Below are 13,673 nucleotides of genomic sequence, written 5' to 3'. Positions count from 1 at the left end.
GCCGCGGGCCGCGGGGAGACCCGCGCGCCGGGTGACGCCCGCAGCGTGGCGTACGGAAGGCAGAAGTTGACGTATCTCTTGACGGTACCGAGGGCGTGTACGGCTCGCGACCGCAAGCGAGCAGCACTGCCGGAGGTCCCGGCAGGACGACGGAGAGGTGAGACTCGGTGAAGGGCACTGTGGGCGAGTTGGGGGAGTTCGGGCTCATCAGGGAGCTCACCTCACGGCTCACCTCCACCCCCGCGGTCCGGCTCGGACCCGGTGACGACGCGGCGGTCGTGGCCGCACCCGACCGCAGGGTCGTGGCGAGCACGGACGTACTGCTGGAGGGGCGGCACTTCCGCCGTGACTGGTCGACGGCGTACGACGTGGGGCGCAAGGCCGCCGCACAGAATCTGGCCGACATCGCGGCCATGGGCGCGGTCCCGACCGCGCTGCTGCTCGGCCTGGTCGTCCCGGCCGAACTCCCCGTCACCTGGGCCACCGAGCTGATGGACGGCATCCGCGACGAGTGCCAGGTGGCCGGGGCGGCGGTGGTCGGCGGCGATGTCGTACGCGGCGACCTCATCACCCTCGCGATCACCGCGCTCGGCGATCTGCGCAACCACGAACCGGTCACCCGGGCCGGCGCCCAGCCCGGCGATGTCGTCGCGTACACCGGCTGGTTGGGCTGGTCGGCCGCCGGGCACGCGGTGCTCTCACGCGGCTTCCGCTCGCCGCGCGCCTTCGTCGAGGCACACCGGCGGCCCGAGCCGCCCTACCACGCGGGCCCCGCGGCGGCCGGACTCGGCGCCACCGCCATGACCGACGTCAGCGACGGACTCGTCGCCGACCTCGGGCACATCGCGGAGGCCAGCAAGGTCCGTATCGATCTGCGTTCGGGCTCCATCGACATCCCCTCGCAGATGAACGACATCGGCCAGGCCGTCGGCGTCGACCCGCTGCAGTGGGTGCTGACCGGGGGAGAGGACCACGCGATCGTCGCGACCTTCCCGCCGGACGCGAAGCTTCCGGCCCGCTGGAAGGTGATCGGCGAGGTGCTCAACCCCTCGGCGCTGCCGCAGGTGACGGTCGACGGTGCGCCGTGGACCATGAAGGGCGGCTGGGACCACTTCGGGGACATCGAGGACGGCAAGTAGATTCGGGGCCATGGACATACCCGCCCTGCCTCCTCGTGTGCTCACCGTCGCCGGGTCCGACTCCGGCGGCGGTGCGGGCATTCAGGCCGACCTGAAGACGATGCTGGCGCTCGGTGTGCATGGCATGAGCGTGCTCACGGCGGTCACCGCGCAGAACTCGCTGGGTGTGCAGGGCGCGTGGGAACTGCCCGTGGATGCGGTACGGGCCCAGTACCGCAGCGTCGTCGACGACATCGGCGTACAGGCCGTGAAGACGGGCATGCTGGCGTCTGCGCTCCTCGTTGAGACGGTCGCCGATTTGCTGGCCGGGACGGACGCGCCGGTCGTCGTCGACCCGGTGGGCGTCTCCAAGCACGGGGATCCGCTGCTGGCCGCCTCCGCGCTCGACTCCGTACGCACCAAGCTGCTGCCCCTCGCGACCGTGGCTACGCCGAATCTGGACGAGGTCGAGCAGCTCACGGGCGTACGGGTGGAGGCCGAGGCGGATCTGCGCCGGGCCGCGGACGCGGTGCTGGGCTTCGGGCCGCGGTGGGCGCTGATCAAGGGCGGACATCTCGCGGGCGACGCGGTGGACCTGCTGACCGACGGCGCGCAGGAACACTGGCTGCGCGCGCCCCGGCACGACAACCGGCACACGCACGGGACGGGCTGCACGCTGGCGTCCGCGGTGGCCTCGGGGCTGGCGAAGGGGATGGAGGTTCCGGGGGCCGTACGGGCCGCGAAGGAGTACGTCACCGGTGCGATCGCCTCGGGGTTCGCGCTGGGGGGCGGGATCGGGCCGGTCGATCACGGCTGGCGCCTGCGCCGATCGCCGGGTGCCGTCGTGTGAGTGCTGTCCGGTGACCGCCGTCCGTGCACGTGCTGTCCGTGCGCGTGCCGTCCGGGCACGGCAAAAAGCCGGTCCACCGAGGTGGACCGGCTTTCAAGGCAACCGGAGGGGCTGCGCTACGACGAACCGTCGCGGTTAGCGCGAGACCTTGCCGGCCTTGATGCACGAGGTGCAGACGTTGAGCCGCTTCGGCGTCCGACCGACCACGGCACGCACACGCTGGATGTTCGGGTTCCAGCGACGGGACGTACGGCGGTGCGAGTGCGAAATGTTGTTGCCGAAGCCCGGCCCCTTGCCGCAGACGTCGCAGTTGGCAGCCACGGGTCACTCCAAAGACTTCAGATGCACTTACAGTGAATTCCGGCGCGCCGGATCAGTGATCTGATTGGTGGCTTTGCCGGGGGAATGGCCCGACTCTCATCGGGCAACCGGAGCAGCATACAACGACTGCGTCCGAGATACGAAACTACCATGGCTTCTCCCGCCCCCGCCCCGGACCCCGCTCCCGCCAGGGGTCTACCCTGCGGTGCAACCCGCTGCTCAGGGCCCTTCCGGCCGCTCAAGGAGGATCACCAGGTGCCGCAGACCCTCGACGCCGCAGCGGTACGCGCCTGGTGCTCACTTGCACTCGAAGCGCTGGGCCGGGAGCGCGAGGAGATCGACGCGATCAACGTCTACCCGGTCGCGGACGGGGACACCGGCACGAATCTGTATCTGACCGTCGAGTCCGCGGCCCAGGCCGTGGAGGCGGTCTTCTCGGCGCACGAGACCGAACGCTCGGCGCCCGCGCCCGCCGATGTGGTCCGGGCGATGGCCCACGGCGCGCTGATAGGCGCCCGGGGCAACTCCGGGACGATCCTGGCGCAGCTGCTGCGGGGCATGGCGGAACGGCTCGGTGCCGGAGACCACCTCGCCGACGCGCTGCGCCGGGCCGCCGGGCTGGCGCGCGAGGCGGTCGCGCATCCCGTCGAGGGCACGATCCTTACCGTCGCGACGGCGGCGGCGGACGCGGCGGAGGCCTCACCACACGATCCCGTGCGCGCCGCGTACGAGGGGGCGCGGGCAGCGCTTGACGCGACGCCGGGACAGCTTGCCGTGCTGGACCGCGCGGGAGTCGTGGACGCGGGCGGGCGCGGGCTGCTGGCGGTGCTGGGGGCGCTCGTGGAGGCGGTGACGGGGGAGGCTCCTTCCGCGCCCGGTCCCACGCATGTACATCCCCCAGTGGTGGCCGCCGTCGCGGCGGGAGGCGGCGAACCGTGCGCGGACGGAGGGCCGGCGTTCGAGGTGATCTACCTCCTGGAGGCCGACGACGCGGCCGTGGCCAGGCTGCGGACCCGGCTGGACGGGCTCGGTGACTCGCTGGTCGTCGTCGGCGGCGACGGGCTGTGGAACGTGCATGTGCACGTCGACGACGCGGGCGCGGCGGTGGAGGCGGGCGTCGAGGCGGGGCGGCCGTACCGGATCCGGATCACCCACTTCGACAGCGCCGCGGAGACGTCGCGCGAGCAGGTGCAGCGGGCGGTCGTCGTGGTCGTCCCGGGAGAGGGCGTGGCGGACCTGTGCGCCGAGGCGGGCGCGACGACGGTGCTCGCGCGTCCGGGGGAGCCGCCGGCCAGCGGTGAACTGGTCGATGCGATCCGGCGCGCGCATGCCCGTGAGGTGGTCCTGCTGCCGAACTCCGCGGAGCTGCGCCACACCGCGGCGGCGGCCGCTGAACAAGCCCGTACGGAAGGCGTACGGGTCGCCCTCATCCCCACCCGCGCGGCGGTCCAGGGCATCGCGGCGCTCGCCGTCCACGCACCGGACCGCCGCTTCGACGAGGACGTCGTCGCGATGACAGCGGCCGCGGGCGCGACCCGCTACGCCGAACTGGCCGTCGCGGAACGGCAGTCGTGGACGACGGTGGGCGTGTGCCAGGCCGGTGACGTCCTCGGCCTGATCGACGGCGACGTGGCGGTGATCGGCGCGGACCTGCCGGGCACGGCGGAGGCGGTCCTGGACCGGATGCTGGCGGCGGGCGGCGAACTGGTGACGCTGATCCTGGGCGAGGACGTACCGGAGGGCGACGCGGTGGCGGAGCGCCTGGAACGGCACGTCAGAGAAGGTCACTTGGCGGTGGACACGGTGGTCTACCTGGGCGGCCGAGGAGCGTCCCCGCTGCTGATCGGGGTGGAGTAGGAGACGGGGCCGCCCGGCGGACCGCGATGCCGGTGCTCCGCTCGCGGCACCGGTGTGACCAGCGGTTATCCACAGGTGCGCGACGTCTGTCAGTGCGGTGGTGTGCAATGGATCGCGTGTCCGCGCTCGACGAACCCCTGAAGAAGACGCTCGGAGCCGCCACCGCGAAGGTGATGGCCGAGCATCTGGACCTGCACACCCTCGGTGATCTGCTGCACCACTACCCGCGCAGGTACGCGGAGCGGGGCGAGCTCACGCACCTGTCCGACCTGCCGCTGGACGAGCACGTCACCGTGGTCGCCCAGGTGGCGAGCGCCCGCGTGCTCACCTTCAGCGGCTCGAAGGGCCGGGGCCAGCGACTGGAGGTCGTCATCACGGACGGCAGCGGTCAGCTGCAACTGGTCTTCTTCGGCAAGGGCGTTCACAAGCCCCACAAGGATCTGCTGCCGGGCACCCGCGCGATGTTCGCCGGCAAGGTCTCGGTCTTCAACCGCAAGCTTCAGCTCGCCCACCCCGCGTACGAACTGCTCCAGGGAGACAGCGACGAGGCCGTCGACTCCTGGGCCGGAGCCCTTATCCCGATCTACCCGGCCACCACGAAACTGGAGTCCTGGAAGATCGCCAAGGCGGTCGACGCGGCACTGCCCAGGGCCCGGGAGGCCGTCGACCCCCTGCCGGAGGCACTGCGCGAAGGACGCGACCTCGTCCCGCTCCCCGAGGCCCTGCTGAAGATCCACCGGCCGCACACCAAGGCGGACATCGCGGTCGCACGCGACCGCCTGAAGTGGGACGAGGCCTTCGTCCTCCAGGTCGCCCTCGCCCGCCGCCGGTACGCCGACACCCAACTGCCCGCAGTGGCCCGCACACCGAGGCCGGACGGGATGCTCGACGCCTTCGACGCCAAGCTGCCCTTCACCCTGACCGACGGCCAGCAGAAGGTCACCAAGGAGATCTTCGACGACCTGGCGACCGAGCATCCGATGCATCGCCTGCTCCAGGGCGAGGTCGGCTCGGGCAAGACCATGGTGGCCCTGCGGGCGATGCTCGCCGTCGTCGACGCGGGCGGTCAGGCGGCCATGCTCGCGCCCACGGAAGTCCTCGCCCAGCAGCACCACCGCTCGATCACCGAGATGATGGGCGAGCTCGCGGAGGGAGGGATGCTCGGCGGCGCCGAGCACGCCACCAAGGTCGTGCTGCTGACGGGTTCGATGGGCGCTGCCGCGCGCAGGCAGGCACTGCTCGACCTGGTGACCGGTGAGGCCGGCATCGTGATCGGTACGCATGCGCTGATCGAGGACAAGGTGCAGTTCCACGATCTGGGGCTGGTCGTCGTCGACGAGCAGCACCGCTTCGGCGTGGAGCAGCGCGACGCCCTGCGTTCCAAGGGCAAGCAGCCGCCGCATCTGCTGGTCATGACCGCCACCCCCATTCCTCGCACGGTCGCGATGACGGTCTTCGGCGATCTGGAGACCTCGGTCCTGGACCAGCTGCCGGCCGGGCGCTCGCCGATCGCCAGCCATGTGGTTCCCGCCCAGGACAAGCCGCACTTCCTCGCGCGCGCCTGGGAGCGTGTGCGCGAAGAAGTGGAGGGCGGCCATCAGGCATATGTGGTGTGTCCCCGCATCGGCGACGGCGAGGACGAGCCGAGGAAGAAGTCCGCGGAGGACGAGGCCGAGAAGCGCCCGCCACTGGCCGTGATCGAGATCGCCGACCAGCTCGCGGCGGGCCCGCTGACGGGACTGCGGGTGGAGGTCCTGCACGGCCGGATGCAGCCCGACGACAAGGACGACGTCATGCGCCGCTTCGCCGCGGGCGCTGTCGATGTCCTGGTCGCCACCACCGTCATCGAGGTCGGTGTCAATGTCCCCAATGCCACCGCGATGGTGATCATGGATGCGGACCGGTTCGGAGTCTCGCAGCTGCACCAGTTGCGCGGCCGGGTCGGCCGTGGCTCGGCCCCCGGGCTGTGCTTGCTCGTCACCGAGATGCCCGAGGCCGCTCCCGCCCGTGCCCGGCTGGGCGCGGTCGCCGCCACGCTCGACGGCTTCGAGCTCTCCCGTATCGACCTCGAACAGCGCCGTGAGGGCGATGTGCTCGGCCAGGCCCAGTCCGGTGTGCGCTCCTCGCTGCGGATGCTCACCGTCATCGACGACGAGGAGATCATCGCGGCGGCCCGGGAGGAGGCCGTCGCGATCGTCTCCGCGGATCCGGATCTCGCGCACCTGCCGGAGCTGCGTACGGCGCTGGACGCCCTGCTCGACACCGAGCGCGAGCAGTACCTCGACAAGGGGTGAGCTGCGGGAGAGTCTCGCCGGTGGGAAGGTGGCGAGTGGGAACCCGCGTACCGGAAAGGAGTGTGCCGCCATGGGCTCCGGCACCGACCCCCGCTCGGTAGTGCGCGCCTATCACGATGCCTGGACCCGTGGGGACTTCGAGACCGCGGTCGGCCTGCTTTCCCCCGGCCTCAAGGTCGAGGTGCCTGTCAACGACTACCCCACGACCGAGTCGTTCGCCGGGGCCCTCGCTGCCTTCGGCGGACTCGCCACTCGCGTGGCACTTCTCTCGGAGCTCTACGGAGAAGACGAAGCGATGCTGCTCTACGACATGGATGTCCAGGGGCTGGGAACGCTGCGTGTGGCGGAACACTTCACTGTCGCCGCCGGCCGGATCACCCGGATCCGCCAGATCCACGACACCGTGGCGATCCGCGCCGCGGGGTTCGCGCAGAACGGCTGAACCCGGGTTCCGCTGCGGCAGCTTCACGAAGCAGATTGCCTGCGAGCGCCCCTGACTTCCTACGAGTCGTTCCGCACCATCTGGGGCACGGCCCGGGCGTCGGCGGCGCGGGCGGTGGAGCCCGTGGCCTCGACCGGATGCGGGCCCTCGTGCCGGGGGGCGAGCAGGGCCGAGACGATACCGACCGCCGCCAGACCCGCTCCGACCCACAGGGCCGGTTTGAAGGCGTCCACGAACGCGTCGGGCGATCCGTAGACGGCCGGGCCGGTGAAGACGGCCGCGAGGACGGCGATACCGAAGACGCCGCCGAGTTCACGGACCGCGCTGTTCGTCCCCGAGGCGACTCCGGCCTCCTGCTGCGGCACCGAGCCCATTACCGCGTTGGCCACGGTCGGGAAGCACATCGACGTCCCGACGCCGGCCACCGTGAGGGCGGCGCTCAGCTCCGCGTAACCCATACCGGGGTCGGCGATCGCGGCGACCCACCCGAGTCCGATCGCCTGCAGTGCCAGTCCGGCGGCCATGAAGGGGCGGTTGCCCCAGCGGTCGGCCAGGGTGCCCGCCACGGGCGCGATCAGCATGGGCGTCGCGGTCCAGGGCAGGATCCACAGCCCGGCCGCGAGCGGCGAGTTGCCCAGCCCGATCTGCAGGAACTGCGACATCAGGAAGAGCGCGCCGAAGAGCGAGGCGTACATGAAGAAGCTGACGCCGTTGGCCGTGGTGAAGCCGCGCAGCCGGAACAGGCGAAGGGGAACCATGGGGTTGGGGGCCCGCCGCTGCCAGGCGACGAAGCAGGCCACGAGCGCCGCCCCGGCCAGCAGCGAGGAGATCACTTCGGCACTGGCCCAGCCGACCGTGTTCGCGCGTACCAGCCCCCAGGTCAGGCCGAGGAAGCCGGCTCCGGCCAGGGCGAGTCCCAGCAGATCGAGGCGGGGCCTCGGGCCGAAGCTCTCGGTCAGGCGGCGCAGCGCGAGCGGGACCAGGACAAGACCGATCGGGACGTTGAGCCAGAAGATCCACTGCCAGTCGAGACCGTTGGTGATGGCTCCGCCGACGACCGGTCCCATGGCGACCGCCGTGCCGGCGATGCCGCCCCAGAGCCCGATGGCCATCCCGCGCTTCTCGGCCGGGAAGGCCTGGCTGATCAGGGTGAGCGTCAGGGGCATCACGATAGCGGCGGCTCCGCCCTGCACCGCGCGGGCCGCGATCAGTGCGCCGACCGAGGTCGAGAGGGCCGCCCCGGCCGAGGCGACGGCGAAGGCGAAGAGCCCGATGGCGTACATACGCCGCCGGCCGAAGCGGTCGCCGAGTGCCGCCCCGGTCAGCAGCAGGCAGGCAAAGCTCAGGTTGTAGGCGTTGACCGTCCATTCGAGGTCGGTGAGTTTCGCGTCCAGGTCGACACGCAGCACGGGCAGCGCGGTGGCCACGACCAGGGTGTCGAGGGCGACCATGAACAGCCCGAGGGAGGCCAGGACCAAGGTCCATCCCTTGTGGGGGCCGACTGCGGCGGGGACACGGGGGGTGGTTTCGTACGGCACGTTTTCCTGCGGCATGGCTTTCCGCTCCTTGCGGATCGATGGCTCGGATTCCGTCTCACTCCCTCGACGGGCGGGAAGAGGGCGAATCGACACAGACCGCAGGAAAATTGCTGGGGAGAGGCTGTCGATCCGGGCGGATGCCGTACGTCGGCATCATCAGAAGGCCCGAGCGGCGGGCCCACGAGCGGGAAGGGATCGCGCCATGGCGCAGTACCTGATCCTGATCTACCACGACGAGCAGGCCTGGGCGGATGCCCCGCAGGAGATGTGGGACCGGACCCTGAAGGAGCACCGGGCCTTCCAGGAGGCCAACGCCGGGGCCATCCTCGGGAGTAACGCCCTGCACCCGACCGCCACGGCCACCTGCGTCCGCACGGACGACTCGGGAGCCCTGGCCGTCACGGACGGACCGTTCGCCGAGACGAAGGAGGCGCTCGGCGGTTACTACCTCGTGGAGGCCGCAGACCTGGACGAGGCCATCGCCGTGGCCAAGCAGTGCCCGATGCCCTTCGGCGGTATCGAGGTACGGCCCGTGCAGATCTTCCACTGACGGAGGCCCCCGGTGGCTACGGACGGCGCGGCCGGCGGGGTCCGCACGGACCCCGCGGTCGCCGCCGCCGTCGCGGACGCGCACCGCCGTGAGTGGGCCTTCGTGCTCGCCGCGACAGCGCGCCTGACGCACGACCTCGATCTGGCCGAGGAGTGCGTGCAGGACGCGTACGCCAAGGCGCTGACGGTGTGGGGCGAGCGCGGCATCCCGCGCCGCCCCGGCGCCTGGCTGACCACGACCGCCCGCAACCGGGCACTGGACGTGCTCCGGCGGGACGCGACACTGCGCAGGTCGCTGCCGCAGCTCCTGGACCTCTCGGGCGATCCCTTCACCGAACCGGAGGCTCTGGTGCACTGGGGCGGGCCGGAGGAGTTCCCCGACGACCGGCTGCGGCTTATCTTCACCTGCTGCCACCCCGCGCTCGCCGAAGAGGCGAAGGTCGCCCTCACACTGCGGCTGCTGTGCGGCCTGACGACCGCGGAGGTGGCACGCGCCTTCCTGGTCGGCGAGCCCGCCATGGCCGCCCGGATCACCCGGGCGAAGAAGAAGATCGCCGCCGCGCGGATCCCGTACCGGGTGCCGCCCGCCGACGAGCTGCCAGCCCGTATCGAAGCGGTACTCACCGTGGTGCATCTGCTCTTCACCACCGGGCACACCGCTCCGGCAGGCGCCGACCTCGTCCGCCGCGACCTCGTCGAACGGGCGCTCGACCTCGCCAGGATGCTGCGCACGCTGCTGCCCGGCGACGCGGGTGTCGCCGGACTGCTGGCGCTGATCCTGCTGACCGACGCGCGGCGCGACACCCGCTCGGCCGACGACGGGCGGCTGCTGCTGCTCGCCGAGCAGGACCGTACGCAATGGGACCGCGCCGCGATCGGGGAAGGGATCGCCCTGGTACGCGAGGCCCTGCGCCGCAGACCTCCGGGCCGCTTCGCGCTCATGGCGGCCATCGCCGCGGTCCACGCCGAGGCGCCGAGCTGGGAGGAGACCGACTGGCGGGAGGTGGTGGCGCTCTACGACCTGCTGGTGCAGATCTGGCCGTCGCCGGTGGTGGCCCTCAACCGGGCCGTGGCGGTGGGCTTCGCGGGCGGCCCGGCAGCCGGGCTCGCCGCGGTCGACGCGCTGGCCGCCGAGCCACAGCTGGCCGGGTACGGCTATCTGGCCGCGGCCCGCGCCGACTTCCTGCGCAGGCTCGGCCGCACCGCGGAGGCGCGATCGGCGTACGAGGAGGCGCTCCTGCTCACGGAGAACGCCGTCGAGAGCGACTTCCTGGCGGGCCGCCTGGAGCAGCTGGGCAGCGCGGACTGATATGGAGCGTATGGAGCGCTGGGAACCTGAGCGGACTGAACCCGGGCGACGGCATATCGTTTAAGCACATCCGGTCAGCACCACAGCTCAACGCAACAGCTCAGCCTCACCCTCATCCTCCTCCCTCTCGAAGGACCCAGACTCAGATGACCCGCGTGATCGCCGGCGCGGCCGGCGGGCGCCGTATCGCCGTCCCGCCCGGCACCGGCACCCGCCCCACATCCGACCGCGCTCGCGAGGGGCTCTTCTCCAGCTGGGAGTCCCTCCTCGGCACACTCGGCGGCATCCGTGTCGCCGACCTGTACGCGGGCTCCGGCGCCGTCGGCCTGGAGGCACTGTCCCGGGGCGCGTCCCACGCCCTCCTCGTCGAGGCGGACAACCGCGCCGCCCGCATCGTCCGGGAGAACGTCCGAGCGCTCGGACTGCCCGGTGCCGAGGTCCGTACCGGCAAAGCGGAACAGATCGTGACAGGCCCGGCGCCCGAGCTCCCGTACGACGTCGTCTTCCTCGACCCTCCGTACGCCGTCACCGATGACGATCTTCGGGAGATTCTGCTCACACTCCGCCGCCAGGGCTGGCTCGCGGACGATGCTCTCGCCACCGTGGAGCGCAGCACCAGAGGCGGCGAATTCGTCTGGCCGCAGGGCTTCGAGCCACTGCGGGCCCGTCGCTACGGCGAGGGCACGCTTTGGTACGGTCGCGCCGCCTCTACGTGCGAAGACGCACGATGACCGGTTCGGAGAGCGAGGGACTTCAGTTGCGCCGCGCAGTCTGTCCGGGGTCATTCGACCCCATCACCAATGGGCACCTCGACATCATTGCCCGCGCCTCCAAGCTGTACGACGTCGTACATGTCGCTGTGATGATCAACCAGTCAAAGCAGGGACTGTTCACGGTCGAAGAGCGGATGGAGATGATCCGCCAGGTCACCAGTGAGTACGGGAACGTCGTCGTGGAGTCCCACCACGGCCTCCTCGTCGACTTCTGCAAGGAGCGCGACATCCCGGCCATCGTCAAGGGTCTGCGCGCGGTCAGCGACTTCGACTACGAGCTGCAGATGGCCCAGATGAACAACGGGCTCACGGGAGTCGAGACCCTCTTCGTCCCGACCAACCCCACCTACAGCTTCCTGTCCTCCAGCCTCGTCAAGGAGGTCGCCGCCTGGGGCGGTGACGTCTCCCACCTGCTGCCTCCGGTTGTTCACGAGGCCCTGACCCGGCGCCTCGCCCAGAAGTGACGAACTGACAGTCCGTCACCCGGTGTCGGGCGGGCGCCGACTGCCCGTACAGTCGTCCCGTCCGTCTCCCATCAGTTCTAGAGAGTGGCGAACCCACGGTGGACGTCCAGAAGAAGCTCGACGAGATCGTCGAGGCGGTCGGCAACGCCCGGTCCATGCCCATGTCGGCCTCCTGCGTGGTCAACCGCGCCGAGCTGCTCGCCATGCTCGAAGAGGTCCGTCAGGCCCTGCCGGGCTCCCTGGCCCAGGCCCAGGAGCTGATCGGCGGCCGTGAGCAGATGGTCGAGCAGGCCCGCCAGCAGGCCGAGCGGATCATCGAGACCGCCCACGCCGAGCGCGGCTCGCTGGTCTCGGACACCCACGTCGCCCGCCAGTCCCAGGAGGAGGCCGACCGCATCCTCGCGGAGGCCCGCCGGGAGGCCGAGGAGATCCGTGCCGAGGCCGACGACTACGTCGACTCCAAGCTCGCCAACTTCGAGGTCGTCCTCACCAAGACCATCGGCTCGGTCGACCGCGGCCGCGAGAAGCTGCTCGGCCGTGGCCCCGGCCTGGACGAGCAGGGCTTCGCGGACGAGGACGCCCCCGAGTACAGCGCGGACCCGCAGACCCTGATCCAGCGCGCCGACGCGTACGTGGACACCAAGCTGGGCGCCTTCGAGGCCGTGCTCTCCAAGACCCTCGACGCGGTCGGCCGCGGCCGCCAGAAGCTGCACGGCCGGACCGCCAGCGACGCCCTCGGCGAGCACATGGCCGCCCAGGACGCGGCGGGCACCCAGCAGCACGCCAGCGACGCCGACTATCTGGCCGGGCTCGCGGAGTTGCCCGAGCCGCAGCCGCAGGCTCAGCCCCAGCACCAGTACCAGCCGGTGGCCGAGCAGCAGCCCCAGATCCCGGCCCAGCAGGATCCGTACGCCTACCAGGGGCAGGAGGCGTACGCCGGGTATCAGACCGACCCGTACGCCGCGTACCAGCAGCAGGGCTATGACCAGCAGCAGTACGCCCAGCAGGATCCGTACGCCGGGGGCACCTCCCATGCCGGAGGCTATGGGGGACAGCAGCAGGCCCAGCACCAGCCTCAGCAGCAGGTCCAGCAGCAGGGCGCCGCTCTCGACGAGACCAGCCTGTTCGACACCAGCATGATCGACCTGGAGCAGCTGCGCCGGTACGAACAGGGGCGCTGAACGGCTGCCGGGAAGCGCGGATTGGGTCTACGGCGGCCCGTCCAGTATCCTGGCTCTTCGGTCGCGCGTAGCTCCGCGATCACGGCTGCCCGCTTCGCACCGAGAAGCCCGGGACGGCCCCTCCTCACGATCCGAAAGCAGGAAAAGCCCTGAGCACGCGCCTCGACCACCGCAACCCCCTCGTGTTCGACACACACGAGCTGGGGCGGCGTCCTGGTGCCCTCCAGCGGCTGACCCGCTCGGTCGATGCCCCCAAGGACTTCGGTATCGAAGGGGTCATCGGTGTGCCGGAAGGCGCACCCGTGAAGCTCGACCTCCGTCTCGAGTCGGTCATGGAAGGTGTGCTTGTGACAGGCACCGCCCGTGCATCGGCCGAAGGGGAGTGCGTAAGGTGTCTGGAGCCGCTGAGCCACGAGGTCGCGGCGGACTTCCAGGAGATGTTTTCGTACCCCGACGCCGATGACCGGGGCCGCAGTCGCACTGCGGAGCCGGTCGACGACGCCGAGGACGAGGACGTGCTCTTCCTCGAGGACGGCATGTTCGACCTCGAGCCCGTGCTGCGTGATGCGGTGGTGCTCGCACTGCCGATGCAGCCGGTGTGCCGGGAGACCTGTGCCGGTCTGTGTCCCGAATGCGGGATCAGGCTGGACGAGAACCCGGACCACCACCATGACGCCGTCGACATTCGTTGGGCGGCACTGCAGGGACTCGCCGAGACCATTCAGGACGGCGAGAAGGACAACATGGGCGGCGCCGAAGCGGGCGTCGACGAGAAGCAGGAGAAGTAGCCGTGGCTGTTCCGAAGCGGAAGATGTCGCGCAGCAACACGCGCCACCGCCGGTCGCAGTGGAAGGCTGCGGTCCCCACTCTGGTTTCGTGTGAGCGTTGCCAGGAGCCGAAGCAGCAGCACATCGCGTGCCCGAGCTGCGGCACCTACAACAAGCGCCAGGTCCTCGAGGTCTGAGCGGCTGGTGAGA

The 13,673-nt window shown here is 70.9% G+C and carries 14 protein-coding genes; 12 read left to right on the top strand and 2 right to left on the bottom strand.

All coding sequences use genetic code 11. The features are described from left to right. The first annotated feature begins 167 nt into the window (after positions 1 to 167). Entirely contained in the window at positions 168 to 1,139 is a 972-nt protein-coding gene (locus OHA61_RS10445; protein WP_324979645.1) for a thiamine-phosphate kinase, read from the top strand. A 10-nt stretch (positions 1,140 to 1,149) separates the two neighbouring features. Further along, positions 1,150 to 1,968, top strand: coding sequence for a bifunctional hydroxymethylpyrimidine kinase/phosphomethylpyrimidine kinase (thiD, locus tag OHA61_RS10440; RefSeq protein WP_406302864.1), 819 nt, complete (start codon positions 1,150 to 1,152; stop codon positions 1,966 to 1,968). 135 nt (positions 1,969 to 2,103) lie between these two features. Here thiD and rpmB read toward each other — a convergent pair whose 3' ends face one another. Further along, on the bottom strand, positions 2,104 to 2,289 hold the full coding sequence (gene rpmB, locus OHA61_RS10435) for a 50S ribosomal protein L28 (protein WP_003957616.1): 186 nt from the start codon (positions 2,287 to 2,289) through the stop codon (positions 2,104 to 2,106). A gap of 255 nt (positions 2,290 to 2,544) precedes the next feature. On the opposite strand from rpmB, the gene OHA61_RS10430 reads away from it, so the two are divergent. The 3 genes from OHA61_RS10430 (at position 2,545) to OHA61_RS10420 (ending at position 6,882) form a co-directional block, all read left to right on the top strand. Beyond that, the gene (locus tag OHA61_RS10430) at positions 2,545 to 4,146 is read left to right on the top strand and encodes a DAK2 domain-containing protein (RefSeq protein ID WP_406302863.1); all 1,602 of its coding nucleotides are present in this window, start codon (positions 2,545 to 2,547) and stop codon (positions 4,144 to 4,146) included. Positions 4,147 to 4,253: 107 nt separating this feature from the next. Then, complete coding sequence (recG, locus tag OHA61_RS10425; RefSeq protein WP_324979639.1) at positions 4,254 to 6,440, top strand: ATP-dependent DNA helicase RecG; 2,187 nt, start codon at positions 4,254 to 4,256, stop codon at positions 6,438 to 6,440. Between the two features lie 70 nt (positions 6,441 to 6,510). Continuing rightward, positions 6,511 to 6,882 (top strand): nuclear transport factor 2 family protein, encoded by a 372-nt coding sequence (locus tag OHA61_RS10420; protein ID WP_406302862.1) that lies wholly within the window; start codon positions 6,511 to 6,513, stop codon positions 6,880 to 6,882. Between the two features lie 59 nt (positions 6,883 to 6,941). Here the strand turns inward: OHA61_RS10420 and OHA61_RS10415 are convergent, their stop codons facing one another. After that, on the bottom strand, positions 6,942 to 8,435 hold the full coding sequence (locus OHA61_RS10415) for an MFS transporter (RefSeq protein ID WP_406302860.1): 1,494 nt from the start codon (positions 8,433 to 8,435) through the stop codon (positions 6,942 to 6,944). Positions 8,436 to 8,622: 187 nt separating this feature from the next. On the opposite strand from OHA61_RS10415, the gene OHA61_RS10410 reads away from it, so the two are divergent. The 7 genes from OHA61_RS10410 to rpmF all read left to right on the top strand — a co-directional run bounded on the left by OHA61_RS10410 (position 8,623) and on the right by rpmF (position 13,660). Then, positions 8,623 to 8,970: a YciI family protein gene (locus tag OHA61_RS10410; protein ID WP_361907666.1), complete on the top strand. Its 348-nt coding sequence runs from the start codon at positions 8,623 to 8,625 to the stop codon at positions 8,968 to 8,970. A gap of 12 nt (positions 8,971 to 8,982) precedes the next feature. Beyond that, entirely contained in the window at positions 8,983 to 10,278 is a 1,296-nt protein-coding gene (locus tag OHA61_RS10405) for an RNA polymerase sigma factor (protein WP_406302859.1), read from the top strand. 146 nt (positions 10,279 to 10,424) lie between these two features. Next, entirely contained in the window at positions 10,425 to 11,009 is a 585-nt protein-coding gene (gene rsmD / locus OHA61_RS10400; protein ID WP_142213436.1) for a 16S rRNA (guanine(966)-N(2))-methyltransferase RsmD, read from the top strand. 26 nt (positions 11,010 to 11,035) lie between these two features. Then, entirely contained in the window at positions 11,036 to 11,515 is a 480-nt protein-coding gene (gene coaD, locus OHA61_RS10395; protein ID WP_324979675.1) for a pantetheine-phosphate adenylyltransferase, read from the top strand. Between the two features lie 98 nt (positions 11,516 to 11,613). Next, positions 11,614 to 12,696, top strand: coding sequence for an ATP synthase F0 subunit B (locus OHA61_RS10390; protein WP_406302858.1), 1,083 nt, complete (start codon positions 11,614 to 11,616; stop codon positions 12,694 to 12,696). Positions 12,697 to 12,878: 182 nt separating this feature from the next. Then, complete coding sequence (locus OHA61_RS10385; RefSeq protein ID WP_406302857.1) at positions 12,879 to 13,484, top strand: YceD family protein; 606 nt, start codon at positions 12,879 to 12,881, stop codon at positions 13,482 to 13,484. A gap of 2 nt (positions 13,485 to 13,486) precedes the next feature. Further along, positions 13,487 to 13,660: a 50S ribosomal protein L32 gene (gene rpmF, locus OHA61_RS10380; protein ID WP_026165248.1), complete on the top strand. Its 174-nt coding sequence runs from the start codon at positions 13,487 to 13,489 to the stop codon at positions 13,658 to 13,660. Positions 13,661 to 13,673 lie beyond the last annotated feature (13 nt).

Origin of the sequence: Streptomyces sp. NBC_00885, assembly GCF_045207475.1 — a bacterium.
GTDB lineage: Bacteria > Actinomycetota > Actinomycetes > Streptomycetales > Streptomycetaceae > Streptomyces.
The sequence above is the reverse complement of the archived record's forward strand: the minus strand, read 5'-3'. Positions and strand labels throughout refer to the sequence as shown.

Bases quoted from the DNA above. Each gene is read 5' to 3' on its own strand.
- thiD (WP_406302864.1), top strand. From the start codon at position 1,150: ATGGACATACCCGCCCTGCCTCCTCGTGTGCTCACCGTCGCCGGGTCC.
- recG (WP_324979639.1), top strand. From the start codon at position 4,254: ATGGATCGCGTGTCCGCGCTCGACGAACCCCTGAAGAAGACGCTCGGA.
- OHA61_RS10420 (WP_406302862.1), top strand. From the start codon at position 6,511: ATGGGCTCCGGCACCGACCCCCGCTCGGTAGTGCGCGCCTATCACGAT.
- OHA61_RS10415 (WP_406302860.1), bottom strand. From the start codon at position 8,435: ATGCCGCAGGAAAACGTGCCGTACGAAACCACCCCCCGTGTCCCCGCC.
- OHA61_RS10410 (WP_361907666.1), top strand. From the start codon at position 8,623: ATGGCGCAGTACCTGATCCTGATCTACCACGACGAGCAGGCCTGGGCG.
- rsmD (WP_142213436.1), top strand. From the start codon at position 10,425: ATGACCCGCGTGATCGCCGGCGCGGCCGGCGGGCGCCGTATCGCCGTC.